15 protein-coding genes and 1 tRNA gene are annotated in these 14,137 nt (G+C 65.5%); 6 read left to right on the top strand and 10 right to left on the bottom strand.

The genetic code is table 11. The annotated features are described in order from the left end of the window. Positions 1–658: 658 nt before the first annotated feature. Positions 659–895 (bottom strand): hypothetical protein, encoded by a 237-nt coding sequence (locus AB0M82_RS13020; RefSeq protein WP_364720808.1) that lies wholly within the window; start codon positions 893–895, stop codon positions 659–661. 217 nt (positions 896–1,112) lie between these two features. Between AB0M82_RS13020 and AB0M82_RS13015 the strand changes: the two genes are divergently transcribed. Next, positions 1,113–1,622, top strand: coding sequence for an NUDIX hydrolase (locus tag AB0M82_RS13015; protein ID WP_364720806.1), 510 nt, complete (start codon positions 1,113–1,115; stop codon positions 1,620–1,622). A 2-nt stretch (positions 1,623–1,624) separates the two neighbouring features. Here the strand turns inward: AB0M82_RS13015 and AB0M82_RS13010 are convergent, their stop codons facing one another. Continuing rightward, on the bottom strand, positions 1,625–2,974 hold the full coding sequence (locus tag AB0M82_RS13010) for a helix-turn-helix domain-containing protein (protein ID WP_364720803.1): 1,350 nt from the start codon (positions 2,972–2,974) through the stop codon (positions 1,625–1,627). Positions 2,975–3,468: 494 nt separating this feature from the next. Then, the gene (locus AB0M82_RS13005) at positions 3,469–4,533 is read right to left on the bottom strand and encodes a hypothetical protein (protein WP_364720801.1); all 1,065 of its coding nucleotides are present in this window, start codon (positions 4,531–4,533) and stop codon (positions 3,469–3,471) included. A gap of 323 nt (positions 4,534–4,856) precedes the next feature. On the opposite strand from AB0M82_RS13005, the gene AB0M82_RS13000 reads away from it, so the two are divergent. Beyond that, positions 4,857–5,243: a recombinase family protein gene (locus tag AB0M82_RS13000; RefSeq protein ID WP_364720799.1), complete on the top strand. Its 387-nt coding sequence runs from the start codon at positions 4,857–4,859 to the stop codon at positions 5,241–5,243. After that, positions 5,240–7,189 carry a recombinase family protein gene (locus AB0M82_RS12995; RefSeq protein ID WP_364720796.1) on the top strand — a complete coding sequence of 650 codons (1,950 nt, stop codon included), beginning with the start codon at positions 5,240–5,242 and terminating at the stop codon, positions 7,187–7,189. The genes AB0M82_RS13000 and AB0M82_RS12995 overlap by 4 nt, the downstream gene beginning before the upstream one ends. On the opposite strand, the gene AB0M82_RS12990 is transcribed toward AB0M82_RS12995, so the two are convergent. The 4 genes from AB0M82_RS12990 to AB0M82_RS12975 form a co-directional block, all read right to left on the bottom strand. Further along, positions 7,149–7,239: transfer RNA gene (locus AB0M82_RS12990), tRNA-Ser, on the bottom strand. The two genes, AB0M82_RS12995 and AB0M82_RS12990, sit on opposite strands and share 41 nt — an antisense overlap. A gap of 33 nt (positions 7,240–7,272) precedes the next feature. Then, positions 7,273–7,488 (bottom strand): CsbD family protein, encoded by a 216-nt coding sequence (locus AB0M82_RS12985; protein WP_364720794.1) that lies wholly within the window; start codon positions 7,486–7,488, stop codon positions 7,273–7,275. A 42-nt stretch (positions 7,489–7,530) separates the two neighbouring features. Then, positions 7,531–7,959: a nucleoside deaminase gene (locus AB0M82_RS12980; protein ID WP_364720791.1), complete on the bottom strand. Its 429-nt coding sequence runs from the start codon at positions 7,957–7,959 to the stop codon at positions 7,531–7,533. Between the two features lie 23 nt (positions 7,960–7,982). After that, entirely contained in the window at positions 7,983–8,465 is a 483-nt protein-coding gene (locus AB0M82_RS12975; RefSeq protein WP_364720788.1) for a tRNA adenosine deaminase-associated protein, read from the bottom strand. A gap of 77 nt (positions 8,466–8,542) precedes the next feature. Here AB0M82_RS12975 and AB0M82_RS12970 point away from each other — a divergent pair, with 77 nt between their 5' ends. Further along, the gene (locus AB0M82_RS12970; RefSeq protein ID WP_364720785.1) at positions 8,543–9,772 is read left to right on the top strand and encodes a M20 family metallopeptidase; all 1,230 of its coding nucleotides are present in this window, start codon (positions 8,543–8,545) and stop codon (positions 9,770–9,772) included. On the opposite strand, the gene AB0M82_RS12965 is transcribed toward AB0M82_RS12970, so the two are convergent. Further along, positions 9,769–11,715, bottom strand: coding sequence for a phosphocholine-specific phospholipase C (locus AB0M82_RS12965; protein ID WP_364720782.1), 1,947 nt, complete (start codon positions 11,713–11,715; stop codon positions 9,769–9,771). The genes AB0M82_RS12970 and AB0M82_RS12965 overlap by 4 nt on opposite strands. An 80-nt stretch (positions 11,716–11,795) precedes the next feature. Here AB0M82_RS12965 and AB0M82_RS12960 point away from each other — a divergent pair, with 80 nt between their 5' ends. Continuing rightward, on the top strand, positions 11,796–12,173 hold the full coding sequence (locus tag AB0M82_RS12960) for a VOC family protein (RefSeq protein WP_364721007.1): 378 nt from the start codon (positions 11,796–11,798) through the stop codon (positions 12,171–12,173). 25 nt (positions 12,174–12,198) lie between these two features. Beyond that, positions 12,199–12,663 (top strand): heme-degrading domain-containing protein, encoded by a 465-nt coding sequence (locus AB0M82_RS12955; protein WP_364720779.1) that lies wholly within the window; start codon positions 12,199–12,201, stop codon positions 12,661–12,663. Between the two features lie 123 nt (positions 12,664–12,786). On the opposite strand, the gene AB0M82_RS12950 is transcribed toward AB0M82_RS12955, so the two are convergent. Further along, positions 12,787–13,401: a DUF3558 domain-containing protein gene (locus AB0M82_RS12950; RefSeq protein WP_364720776.1), complete on the bottom strand. Its 615-nt coding sequence runs from the start codon at positions 13,399–13,401 to the stop codon at positions 12,787–12,789. 5 nt (positions 13,402–13,406) lie between these two features. Further along, positions 13,407–14,135: a hypothetical protein gene (locus AB0M82_RS12945; protein WP_364720774.1), complete on the bottom strand. Its 729-nt coding sequence runs from the start codon at positions 14,133–14,135 to the stop codon at positions 13,407–13,409. Between the last annotated feature and the right edge of the window lie 2 nt (positions 14,136–14,137).

Below are 14,137 nucleotides of genomic sequence, written 5' to 3'. Positions count from 1 at the left end.
CGAGGCGCCTTGGTTTCGCGAGCAACTCTAACCGCAAACTGCTGAAGCCGCTCCCAGTCAATCTGACTCTGATCGTACTGCGCCCGACGCGATGCTCCCATCGCTACCGCCTGACCTCGTGGCTTGTTGGGCAGTTACGTACAGAATACATATTGGCCATGCTTCACCTCGCACCATCGAGCGGTGAGTCTCCTGGTGCACTAGGTCGCCCTTGACGCTTCGCGTGTTACACCACCGACTAGCACAGTCCATCCATGACGATCGACACCCCGCCAGCCGCCACCCTCTTGGCCACTGGCGGCGAGCTGACCGCCGCCCTGTCATCGTTGAATGTTTCCGCCGGAACGCCGCCACGGTTCCGCAGACCTTGCCCTACACCCCCGGTGTCGGCCGGAGCCCGGTCCCGCGCTACCGCGACCAGCCCGCCAACCTGCAACCCTGGTCATGACCACCGGACGGAAGACCGGGAAGATGGTGACCTGGCGTCACGGCTCCCGCACAACCCCGGTAATCCCACCGCGGCCCTGTGCTCGAGATTCCTGGCCTTGCGCGTCCGCCCAGCCAACCGCGACATCCCCCAAGGCCCACGACGGCAAGTCAGCTCTGAACTCACCGTCCCGCAGCTCGCGCCGGCAGGCGGGAAGCCTTCGCACGTTCGCTACTCGCAGTCCTGCTCATGACGCTCGATCCACCTCGAAAGGGCGCGCACCCCAACCCGGACGAGTCGACGAACCCGCCGCACGACCCGGCCCACCCAGCGCACGAACCGCGCAGCCTGCTTGAAGATCTGGATCAGCAGGATCACTGCACCCAGGATCGCGAGCAGACGCACCCACAACTGGTCGCTGACGGCGACCACCCAGTGCTCCACAGCCAGCCAGCTCGTTACGTCCATCCTGTAGCTCCTCGTCTACGGAGCTGCCCACACGCATGGGTTCAGCTCGTCTGCCGAGCCGTTGGGCTCGTGACGATCAAAGTTGACCTTTTGCGGATGGTTCTGTGACAGTCTGAGTGTCACAGACACTGACATGACAGTCTCCGCACCGTGACATGTCATAGAGACGTCACGGTGCGGAATAGACGAACATTATTAAACTTGTTATGATCAGATTGTGACGACAGGGCCTATCCAAATACACCGGTACGGAGCCAGCAAGGACTACGGCTATTTCCTCATCTGCGCAGGGTATCTAGTAGAGGACGCCAAGGTACTTCTTGTGCACCACAACGGGTTTGACAAATGGGTCCCCCCTGGCGGACACGTCGAGGCGGGCGAAACCTTCGCAGAAACCGCTGCTCGCGAATTCTGTGAAGAAACCGGCCTCTCGGTGACAACTTTGTCCGCGAGCCCTGAAATACATCCTGCTGATGACAACGCCACACCGGAACCTGCGCCCTTCTACGTGGATGTCGAGCGCGAGGGATTCAAGCTGCCAGCACTAGTCCAGTTCTTCTTTATGCGCCGAGCAGACCGTAGTGCGTCGATACATCCACAGTTGACGGAGGTTCATGACGCAAGATGGTTCTCACTAGACGAACTCGATCACATTAAGACGTTCGATCAAGTTCGATCCCTTGCGCGATACGCGATCGTAAACCATCCAGATTCCGGCGAGCAATAGGCCTAGGTCGGAAGTTGATAGCCCCGCCCGCCAGCGGCGCTCTGAGATCTGACAAGCCGGACAATCCTACCATCTGAAGCTTTCTCTATTTTCTCGTTCAGGCGTTTAACATATTGCGACACGGAGTTTTCAGAGATCCGCATTTCGACCGCGAGCTCTTGCCGAGATCGCGGTTTGCTCGGCTCAGAGATCAATACCTGGACCAGCTTGAGCAGATTTTCGCTTACTGCGCACTTATAGCTACCACTCTCCGTCTCAATCACGATCGTTCCGTTAGCTTCGAGTCGGACGGCGCTCACTGCCACATCATCCGATTCGCCACCGCGGCCAGCCGCCCTGATTGACGCAAGCTGCTCTGACATGCCAATGTCGCCAAGTCGGAGCCTCGCTTGCTCATAGGCGCAGACCGTATAGTAAGCGGCCCTGACCGTCGGGATCGTCGCCGACGCACCTGGCTCTGCCCACATTTTCGATTCAGCATCCCACAGTGATGCCATATATTTCCAGGCCTTAACGAGCCGTTCATCATAGGGATTTGCGCCGCCCTCAAGCGCCGCATGCACACACAGGCCGTACGCCATATGGTTCCATGCCGTTCCTTGCACGTCCTTATCATCTTCGATCAGATATTCCCAACGCTCATGACTTCGCAATAGCCACTGCGTCGCCTGCGCAACTACATCTTGCAACGACATCTGAGCCAGATCGTCCGTCGCGCCACCAACATCGAATTGCGCACTAGCGTCAATAGACCATTGATTATCTTCCTCAGCCCTACCGATGGCAGCCGATGTGGCCAAGAGGCAGAGCGCAGTCTTGCTGGGACTCGGCGCAGTATCAACGTACGTCCGCCAGCCCCAAGCGCCGCTCGTCCGGCGATGATACAGAAATCCATGCAGACCGTGAAGTATCAGAGGCCCAATGCGATTCAACACGGTGTCTACCGTGACCGCATCTCCCACTAACTCGTACCCACTACCATACTCAAGTAGGACGTCGCGAAGGCGAGACAAAGCAATAATCGCAAGGGTTGTTTGGTGGATTGAAGCGTCGTTAATGCCGGCAACCTCCGGCCAGCCGCCCTCAGTCTGATGTTCTTCCAGCCAACCAAGACACCACAGAATAGCTTCGAGTACATCCTGCCGAAGCACAAAGTGAGGGAATTCCACCAAACCACGAAGACCAAAACAGACGAATCGCGTATGCTCTCCGCGTCCCCCTTCATGTCGAGGAAGGGCATGGACTCGAATAGACGTCGCTAAATACCTGGTAGCTTCGACGACTGGAGCACCCTTTTCGCCAGCTGCATGAAGTATTTTCAGCACTTCCGAAGTATTCACGATGGAGGACACCGACGTCAGGGTCAGACCCCATCCTCCATCGTACCCCTGACACGCCAGCAGCGTTCGCGCGGCCATCTTCAGTCGAGACTCGTAGTCGCTTAGCCCTATCGACGGCACGGGCATACCTTTCCCAATGCGCGGCTCTCCCCGCGGACGACCACCTGAGGTAACGCACGGAGGCCCGGTGGTCCTCAGGTCCACTACCTAGGCTTATACTAACATCGGGCAAGACCGGCCGATTATTTCAAGATCAATTAAAAGACAGGCGACAACGTCTAGTCGGGTCGCCTCGTCAGAGTTCCACAGACTCTGCCTACCGCACCGGATCGCCTTCGGCTACTCCGCTCGTAGCAAAGGGTATCGTTCACGTGGCACGCCTGCTAGCCATCCCCGCACGGCTATCGATCTGGCGGTTCGCCGTGACGGGCAACCTCTATGGCTGTAGGAATGCACGAAGAACCCGGCACCGAATGATGCCGGGGTTCTTCGTTCCCACTCTTAGATCACGGGTGCCAGCTGACGCCCTGCTTCAGCCCCGTCAATGCGGGGCACGTCGTGAGGATCCTGTTCAAGTAGGGCATAGCCGCACGGTACATTTCCCAGTGGTCGTGCTCGGCGGAGCCGGGTCCCCAGTAGTTGCAGACCAGCACCCGCGACCGATCGATGCCCGCAGCCCGCATGTCGTTGAAGTAGACCTTCTGGATACCGGCGTGCGAGTTCTCTGCCGTGATGTTCCCCGACAAGATGGTCAGCCGGGCGGACGGGTTGGCCTTCAGCCAGTCGGCCAGGATGAGGCTCGGCCGCCGGAAGGTGAGCGGCGGCTTCACGAGAATGTTCGAGTTGTCGCATCCTGACAGGGTTGTGAGGTTGCCGGGATCGATCATGGTTATTCCATCGATCTGCTGCCGCTGGGCACCGCTCGCTCTAGCGATGGCGTAAACGGGGCCGAGGCGACCAAGGCTCCATCCAGTGAGCACCGTGGCCGTTGACGGGACGTTTCCAAGCGCCAAGTCGTCAACACACTGCTTCGGCGACTTCCAATCGTCTTTCTGGACGCTGTGCACCGCCGGGTCGGACGACCAGGTCTCCCGCGTCGAGTCCCTCACGTTGAACGGCGAAAAGTACACTGCCTTCACAATCGGCGCTGGAGTGCTGCCACCACCGCTGCACGACGGCACGCTTGGGTGGGCGTGGTTCGCCGTCATGCCGTCGTCCACGTAATGCGTGTTGATCCAACCCTCGTTGGAGCGGCCGGCCGCGGTGGGACGCTCGACGTCGTAGGCGTAGTACCAGATCTTGTTGCTGTACGGGCCGAGCGCCGTCCCGATGGTGTAGCACTTCACGCGGACGTGCTCGCCCCGGTAGACGCCGACACCGGTGGTCCGGGTGGTCTGGCTCGGGTCGGGGCCGTAGCGGAACCACACGCCGTCAGGCGGCTGTTCGCTGGTATTCATCACGGGGAAAACCGGCAGGTTGGCAGAATCGGCCGCACTGGCTGCTCCAACGACACCGGCTGCCGTGATGATGACGACCGCGCCCACCTGGCCAAGCCTCTGTCTGAGCTTCATGGCACTCCTCAATCGGTCGAGGGCCATCGACGGTACGTCAGGTTTTCAGGGGCGGCCACTCGTTAATCTGATCGTGTCACAAATCGGGGCGTGGTGATTTTCTGACGGAGATCCGGTTGTTGCTGACTTGAGCAGAATCGCCGCACCAAGCTCTCCATGGCACTCCAGGATGGGAACTGGTCAGCCCCCGTCGATCGTTATCTTCCTGATCGATGTCCTGTGCACCAGTGGCAGGACAGCCTGTCCTGCCTTGGCACACCACTGGCCAAACGGGAAAATTGACCACAAGGAATCGAGGATTCTACGTCGAAGACGGGCATACCATGGGAACTGCAATTCCACGTGAAGGCAGCGCTGTCATCTATCTTCGCAGTTGCGGCAATGAGCTTGATCCACGCCAACACTCCGAGTGTCTGCGCATCGCTGAGCGGTCTAACCTCACGGTTCTTCGGGTTTACCGCGACATCGGGACTCCCGCGCGGCTTGAGCGGCAGACTGACCTACAGAGTCTCCTGGACGACCTCGCTCAGCTTCGTGACGCCCGGTACGTGATCGTATGGAACTACCCCCGGATCGGTCACGACCTCGCGCAGATCAACGACGTTTCGGCCCGACTGCATGCCTGCGATGCCGAAATCATGACGATCACAGGCGTTGAGGCGGCCGCCCGTTTCATCCAGGGCCGTATCGACGACGACGGTCGGCGATGAGCATCGAGCCGGGCAGCCGGCACGACGGCCAGCCAAACTATGACCCCGTAGAGCAGGGACTTGCTGACGACCTGCGCGAAGTTCCGTACACCACGAAGGAGCGCCAAGCCCGCCAGCGCCGGTACAGCAGCCGACAGCACGCTCGGCAGCGAGACCGATTCGAGGAGCTGACTCCGGAGCAGCTGCGTGAGCTGCTCGCCTGCGAGCAACGCGAAGGCTCCGAGCTTGCGGCCCCATCGAATCTGGCCGTCATTTACCTGCGAGTCAGCACCGAGGAGCAGGCCAAGGTTGGCGGCACCGCCGAGGGGTATTCCATCCCCTACCAGCGCACCTGGTGCCGCAAGAAGGCCGCCGAGCTGGGCCTGACAGTAGTCGGGGAGTACGTCGACGCCGGGCACTCCGCCAAGTCGACGAGGCGGCCTGAGTTGCAGCGAATGCTTCGGGAACTCCCTACGCTCGGCGCCAGCTTCGTGATCATCCACAAGATCGACCGGCTGGCGCGCAACACCCGCGACGACCACAAGATCAACGACCAGATCGCAGCGGCGGGCGCTCGGCTCATTTCGGTGGTCGACCTCATCGACGACTCACCGCAAGGCCGGTTCAACTACACCATCCAGGCCGGCCTCGCCCAGCTCTATTCGGACAACCTGGCCCAGGAGGTCATCAAGGGCCTCAGCGAGAAGGCGAAGTCCGGCGGGACGCCGTACCGGGCGCCGGTCGGATACCTCAACAAGCGGCGCTTCGAGGGGGTTGCTGACATTCGCTGGGTCGAAGTCGACCCGGTCCGCGGGCCGCTCGTGAGTTGGGCCTTCAAGGAGTACGCCGGTGGCGAGTGGTCCGTCATCAGGCTGCTGGAAGCGCTGGGTGCGAAGGGCATGACGAACAGCAACGGACGGCCGCTTAGCAACAACGGCCTTTACACCATCCTGACCAACCCGTACTACACCGGCATCGTGCCGTTCCAGGGCGCCTACTACGAAGGCACACACGAACCCCTGACCGACCTGCAGACGTGGCTCCGCGTCCAGGACGTGCTCAAGGCGCACAACTTCGCCGGGGAGAAGTCCACGGTGCACGCCCACTACCTGAAGGGCTCGATCTACTGCAGCGACTGCGGTTCTCGGCTGCTCTTCAGCCGCAACCGCGGCCGTGGTGGCACCTACGACTACTTCATGTGCCTCGGGCGGCATCGCAAGCGCAACGACTGCAAGCGCAAGGCCGTCCCGGTCAGCGCCGTTGAAGAAGGTGTCGAGGATGTCTACCTCCGCTTCCAGCTGAAAGCCGAGCAAACGGAGTGGATCCGAACCGGCGTCAGTGCCGAGTTCGCGCGCCTTCAGGCCGTCGCTGATACGGAGAAGCGCCGAGCGCGCCGTCGAATTCAGGAGGCCGAAACGCAGCGCCAAAAGCTGCTGACGGCGCTGTACAACGACGCCATCCCGGAAGATCTGCTCAAGCAGGAGATGCAACGCTTGACGGTCGAGCTCGGCAACGCGGAGGCGCAGCTTAAGGAGAACGAGACCAGCCTAGAGGAGCTGGATGAGCAGCTCGACCGCGCCTTGTACGTCGCCAGCCATTCCACCAAGCTCTACGCAGCGGCGAAGCCTGCCGTTCGTCGACAGCTCAACCAGGGTTTCTTCGAGAAGCTCTACGTCAACGAGCGCGGCGCGATCGTGCGAGCCGAGGTCACCGAGCCGTTCGCAAGCCTGCGCGTGCTCTCACTGGCAATCAGTTTGGATAAGCCCAAGATGATCACCTCGACCACGGCAGACCCCCTGAACGATGATCAAGACGGTGGCGAGACGGTGTTCCTGTCGGCGGGCGTTCCGGGCCGGTCAGATGCCCCCGAAGACGACCAAACCCCCGGTCGCATGGTCTCGACCGGGGGTTTGAACGTTGCCCCTATGGCGGTGGCGGTGGGATTTGAACCCACGGACGGGGATTAGCCGTCACACGATTTCGAGTCGTGCTCCTTCGGCCGCTCGGACACGCCACCGCCGAGAACAATACCGGAGGGCCTGCCGCACCCTCACAAGGGGTCGGCCGGACGCCTGCTTCGCCGCTTGGCCTGGGTGTCGCGCACCAGACCACGCGCCTTCGAGCGCAGGTCGTGGGCTACTTCGCGGACCTGAGCCGTCCGGCGCTGGGCTCGGCCGTCTGCCGTGAGACGGCGGTTTCCGGTCACCTCGCCGAGCTTCTCGCGAGCGCCGCCGACCGCCTTCTGGACCTTGTCCTTCATCGTCATGACGTACCTCCTTTCCCACCGGAGGGGTACCCACCGCGAGGGTCAGCGACGCGTCGCGAAGTACGTCTCGAGCAGCGACGCACACTCCGTCGCCAAGACTCCGCCGTGGACCTCGGGCCGGTGGTTGAGACGGCGGTCACGCACGACGTCCCAGAGCGAGCCCACCGCCCCCGTCTTGGGCTCCCACGCGCCGAACACCAGCCGGGCGATCCGGGCCAGCACCAGCGCGCCCGCGCACATCGTGCACGGCTCCAGCGTCACCGCGAGCGTGCAGCCTTCGAGCCGCCAGCCGTCGCCGACCACCTGGGCGGCCGCGCGCAGCGCGAGCACCTCCGCGTGGGCCGTCGGGTCCGTCAGCTCGATGCGGGCGTTGCGGGCCGCGGCCAGCGGGACGCCGTCGGGGCCGAACACGACCGCCCCGATCGGCACGTCCGCGCCGGGGGCGCGCGCGGCTTCCAGCGCGGCCTCCACGGCCTCGGTGTCGGACGGGCGTCTCAGAGCTCGTCCAGGAGCTTGGCGAACTCGCTGCCGAACCCGCAGCGCTGCGCGATCATCTGCAGCTGCTCGTCGGGGTAGAGGTCGACCTCGCCGACGATGACCTCCAGCTCCGGCCCGGGCAGTCCGAGATCCGTCAGGATCTCCAGGTCGCCCTCGGGCCAGACGGAGTCGTCCTCTTCGTCCGGTGGATCCACGCGCAGGACGTCGAGGACGTCCGCCGCGATGTCGTAGTCCAGTGCCGCCGCCGCGTCCGAAAGGAGCAACGACGGCCCGCGCGGGCTCGGCCGGACGATGACGAAGAACTCGTCGTCGACCGCCAGTAGCCCGAAGGCCGCACCGGTGGAACGTAGTTTGCCCAGTTCAGTGATCGCCGCGTCCAGCTCGGTCAGCGCTCCCGGGTCGAGCACACTGCACCGCCACCGGCCCTCTTCCCGGACCACGGCCACCGCGAAGCCCGTGACCGGCTCATCCACCGCCATGCGCACACCGTATTCCGCTGCTCGATGGAGCGCACGCACGGTGCACCCGAAGCGCCGCATGCGCCACTATCGGGAGCATGACCGGACCCACTGACCTGCCCACCTTGCCGGGAACGCCGTTCACCGGACTCCTCGACGACGCGCGGGCGCTGCAGGACCGCACCGTCGCGCTCCGGCGCGCCGTGCACCGCCGGCCGGAGCAGGGCCTCCAGCTGCCGCGCACCCAGGCGGCGATCCGCGAGGCCCTCGCCGACCTGCCGCTGGAGATCACCGAAGGCCGGGCCACGACGTCGCTGACGGCCGTCCTGCGCGGCTCGCGCCCCGGCCCGGCCGTGCTGCTGCGCGGCGACATGGACGCGCTGCCGCTGACCGAGGAGACCGGCCTGGACTTCGCGTCCGAGGATCCGGAGTCGATGCACGCGTGCGGGCACGACACGCACGTGGCGATGCTCGCCTCCGCGGCCAGGCTGCTGGCGCAGCGCAAGGACCAGCTGGCCGGCTCGGTCGTGTTCATGTTCCAGCCGGGCGAGGAGGGCCACCACGGCGCCCGGTTCATGATCCACGAGGGCGTGCTCGACGCCGCCGGGACCCGCGTCGAGCGCGCGTTCGGCGTGCACATCCTGGCCAACGCGCGCAGCGGGCTGCTGCAGCTGCGGCCCGGCCCGCTGATGGCGTCGGCGGACTCGTTCAGCGTGCGTGTCACCGGCAAGGGCGGCCACGGGTCCGCGCCGCAGCACACGATCGACCCGGTGCCCGCGGCCGCGGCGATGGTCGGGGCGCTGCACACGATGATCACGCGCCGGGTCAGCGTGTTCGACCCCGCCGTGCTCTCGGTGACGAAGATCCAGGCCGGCACGACGACCAACATCATCCCGGAGACCGCGGAGCTCGCGGGCACGATCCGCACGCTGTCCGAGCAGACGCGCACGCTGGTCCGCACCGAGCTGCCCAAGGTGTGCGAGGCGGTCGGCGCGGCGCACGGCTGCCGGGTGCTCGCCGACGTCGAGCCCGGCTACCCGGTGACCGTCAACGACGACCGCGTCGCCGCCGAGGTGCTGCGGCTGGGCGCGGCCGTGCTGGGGCCGGAGAACGTCGAACTGCTCGCCGACCCGCTGATGGGCGCCGAGGATTTCTCCTACGTCCTGCAGCGCGTTCCCGGCGCGTACGCGTTCCTCGGCGCGTGCCCGCCCGGCGTCGACCCCGCCGAGGCGGCCGCGAACCACTCCAACCGCGTGATCTTCGACGAGGACGCGATGCCGAGTGGTGTCGCGATGCTCGCCGCGTTCGCGCTGGACGCCCTGCGCTAGGGCCCGGTGCGTGACGGGCGGCCGTCCTCCAGGTGCCCGGCGAAGCGGCGGCGCCACCCCGGCGCCTCGAACAGGGCGTCGTACCAGCCGTTCTTCGCCGGCACCGGGAAGTCGTGCGAGCCACCGGGCGGGATGGTGACGCCCTGCAGAACGACCGGCGACGGTCCGCTGTTGGTCACCGTGATCCGCAGTGCGGGCGTGTTCACGAAGGTGACGGCGGCGTCGAGGCCCGCGCCGCCCGAAGCCTCGACGACGAAGCCGTTCGGGCCGTGGACGGCGACGTCGTACGACCCGCTGAAGGCGATTTCGCCTGTCGTGGAGACGCCGGGACCGACGTCGAAGCGCTGCGACGTCCCACCCGCGTGGTAGGCGTACGCGGCCAGCTGCAGCGCCTGCGTCCCGTGGTTGGCCAGGTGCAGGTTCAGGACATCCGGCTCCGCCGTCACCCACGCGACCGGCTGGTACGGCAGCGGGCGCGCCTTCGCCGTGCCGGGCTCCTGCACCAGCGCACCCGGCCCCAGCCCGGGCTTCGGCAGGCGTGCCTGGGTCCGGTCGGCTTCGGCGCGCAGCGCGTCGGCGTCCGGCAGCAGCGGGATCGTGGTGTCGTGCGTCCGGAAGTCGAAACAGCTGGTCAGGTCGCCGCAGATCGCGCGGCGCCACGCCGAGATGTTCGGCTCCCGGACCCCGGTCCACGTCTCGAGGAAGCGCAGCACCGACGTGTGGTCGAAGACCTGCGAGTTCACCCAGCCGCCGCGGCTCCACGGCGAGACGACGGTCATCGGCACGCGCGGCCCCAGCCCGATGGGGAGGGGCGGCCCGGACGGCTCGCCCTTCTCCGGCCGGTTTCCCGGCAGGTACTCACCCGGCGTGCCGGGCGGCGGCGTCGGCGGGACGACGTGGTCGAAGAAGCCGTCGTTCTCGTCGTAGTTGATGAAGACGACGGTCGATTCCCACAGTTCCGGCTTGTCCCACAACGCTTTCAGCATCCGTTGGATGTACGCGGCGCCGTCGACCGGCCGGGCCGCCGGGTGCTCGCAGTAGCCGTACGGGGCCACGACCCACGACACCGAAGGCAGCGTCCCGGCCGCGCAGTCGGCGAGGAACTCGGCCAGCACGTGGTCGAGGTCCTTGCCCTTACCCGAGTCGGGCAGGAGCTTCGTGCGCAGGTTCGCGCGCTCGGCCAGCCGCCGCTTCGCCGGGTTCATCGAGTACAGCGAGTCGTGGTAGTTCCGGAACAGCCACAGCGGGTTGTCGCCGTAGTCGCCGACGAAGTGCTCGGGGACGCCGCGCTCCTCGTCGTTCGCGTAGATCCGCCACGAGATCCCCGCCGCCTCCAGCCGTTCCGGGTAGGTCGTCCAGTGGAACGACGGCTCGTAGTCCGGGAAGTTGTGCGTGACCGGACCGCCGGCGACGCCGTCGGGGTCGATCGTGCCGGTCCAGTGGAACAGCCGGTTCGGCTGTGTCGGGCCCTGCATCGAGCAGAAGTAGTGGTCGCACAGCGTGAAGGCGCTCGCCAGCGCGTGCTGGAACGGGACGTCGTCGCGGGCGAAGTACCCCATCGTCATCGGGCTCTTCGCCGCGACCCAGCTGTCGTACGCGCCGCCGTTCCACGCGCGGTGGGTGCTGTTCCAGTCGTGCGGCAGCTCGCCGAGGTCCTGACCGTCCACAACGGACGTGTCGATCCGGAACGGCAGCACCGGCCCGCCGCGGCCGCGCTGGCCGAAGACGTCACGCAGCGCCGCGCGGTCGCCGAAGCCGCGTACCCCCGCCATGGTGCCGTAGTAGTGGTCGAACGACCGGTTCTCCTGCATCAGCACCACGACGTGGCGGACGTCGTCGATCGTGCCCTTCCGCGGCGCCGGGGCGCACGCGGCGGACAGCGCGCCGCCGACGGTGACCGCGGCCGCGCCGCCGAGCACCGTGCGCCGCCGGATCCGGCCCATGCCCACCTCCTCGGGCGAGCTTTCCCCACGTCAACGGCCGGGACAAGGAGTACCTTTCCCACCGAGATGAGGTGAAGCCCATGCTCGGCTCAGCGGAACTGGTCGCCTTCGCACCGTCGACCGACCTGGAGCGCTCACGTGCCTTCTACACGGATGTCGCCGGGCTCGAGTTCATCGAGCAGACCCCCTTCGCGTGCGTGTTCCGGAGCGGCCGGACGATGGTGCGCGTCACCGCCGTGGCCGGGTTCACGCCGCAGCCGTTCACGGTGCTCGGCTGGGAAGTGGCCGACATCCGGGCGGCGGTGGCCGAGCTGCGCGGCCGTGGCGTGGAGTTCCTCACGTTCGACACGCTGCCACAGGACACCGACAAAATCTGGACCACGCCGGACGGGCGGATCGCGTGGTTTCACGATCCGGATGGCAACGTGCTGTCACTGACCGAGTTCACTGGCAATTAAACAACAGTGTTGATTTAATGGCCGCATGACCGACGCCGATCGCCTCGCCCAGCTCGCCGAGCAGGAGGACCGCCTCCAGTTCACGAAGTTCGACAACGAGACCGCGCTCGCTCTCGGTCAGCAGCTGCTGGCCGCCGCCCAGGAGCGGAGGCTGCCGGTGACGATCTCCGTCCGGCGCAACGGCCAGCGGCTCTTCCACGCGGCGCTGCCCGGCACGTCCGCCGACAACGACGCCTGGATCGACCGCAAGAGCCGCGTCGTCGACCGCTACGGGCACAGCTCCTTCCTGGTCGGCACGCAGTTCCGCGCGAACGGCGGTTCGTTCGAGGAGCATTCCCGCCTGGACCCGGATGAGTACGCGGCCCACGGCGGCGTGTTCCCGGTGCTGGTGCGCGAGGTGGGGCCGGTCGGCACGGTCGGCGTGTCCGGATTGCCGCAGGCCGAGGACCACGCCTTCGTCGTCGAGCAGCTGGAGATCTTCCTGGCTTGAGTTCGTCGATTCGGCTCCGCCTCGGACGACGGGTCCGGTGGCTTCGACGTCGGCGGCTGGGTGACAGGCTCGTCGAGGAGCGACGGCGAGGTGGGGCACCGGGTGTCCCGGTGCCCCACCAGCTCAGCGGTTGCGCAGGTTGCCGATCACGAACTCGGCGGTCTTGAGGACCCCGCCGCAACGATCCTTGTCCCAGTACGTCGAGGTTGAGCCATTTCCGTGGAAGCTGAAGATGAGCATGGCGTCGTCGGTGACGCCGACGGCGACATCGCAGTTGTCCGGCCCCCGCATCTCGTGGAAGACCACAGCAGGCAACCCCGCCACCGACACCTCGGTCCACGGATCGAAGGCCCCGGATTTACGTCGCCCGGTGTTCTTGAGCTCGGTGAGCGTGAGCGGATCGTGGATCGGTTTCTCCACGGTGACGAGCGGGGACCGCCACGTGTTCCAAGCACACCCCACCGACACGGTGTTGGACAGCCTGCGCGGCTTCACGTCGTCCGGCGGATCGGTGACGACCGCGGCCACCTGTTCCCCGGTGAGCAGACCGCACGGATCGTCATCGAACTTCGCCAGATCGACCGGCTGTGGGACCGGCGTGAACGGCACCGCCGATCCGGTGACCGCCGGGGCCGGCGGTCCGGAAAGGACCCGCTTCGGCTCGGAAGGCCCACAGGCCGTGACGAATGAACCGAAGATCGCGGCTCCGAGAACCAACCGCAAAACGCGCACTCGCATCGTGTTCACTCCGGCCACGCGGACGGGTCGACCCGCCACTGCTTCTGGTTGTCGATTCCCGATCCCGAGGCGAGCTCCGGGATCTCCGGGAAATCGATGTCGCTGCGGACCAGGGCGTCCGCCTTGGCCCGGAACTCGCCCATCTTCTTGCCCGCCTCGGCCAGCAGGTCCACGAAATCCTTGACCAGGGCTCCGAAGGCTTCGATCACCGTGTCGATGACATCCTTCGCGGTGAAGACGTCCACGATCGGGATCACCGCGGTCAGCAGGGCGATGAGGACCTTGGCGTCGATCTTGGCCAGCTCGGCGGCGCACGTGCCAAGGAACTGGATCGCCGACGCGTAGGTGTCGACCACGAGGTTCGTCATGTCCGTGAGAATTGAGGACACCGCGCCGACAGCGGAGTTCTGCTTGTCCAGTGCTTCGCTCACCCTGGTCGTATAAGCGCCGAATTGGCCGGCGCCACGTCCCGACCACGTACCACTGACGGCCTGAACAGCGCCGCCGATGTCGGCTTTCGCGTCCACGAGGGTGCCGACGGCCGCGAACCGCTCCGCCAGTTCCTGCACACCGACCGCATTTCCCAGCAGCTTGTTTCGCATGTCGTCGAGCAGCCGGAGAATGTCGTTCCGCCCGAAGATGTCGGCGATTTCGCGGACCTTGGCGTCGGCATCTTCAGGATAGGGCGCCGGCGCCTGCCGCGGTCGCGCCGCGGGGACAGTTGCATTGACCATGA

Origin of the sequence: Amycolatopsis sp. NPDC051128, assembly GCF_040682715.1 — a bacterium.
GTDB lineage: Bacteria > Actinomycetota > Actinomycetes > Mycobacteriales > Pseudonocardiaceae > Amycolatopsis.
This window is presented reverse-complemented; position numbering and strand designations above follow the sequence as displayed.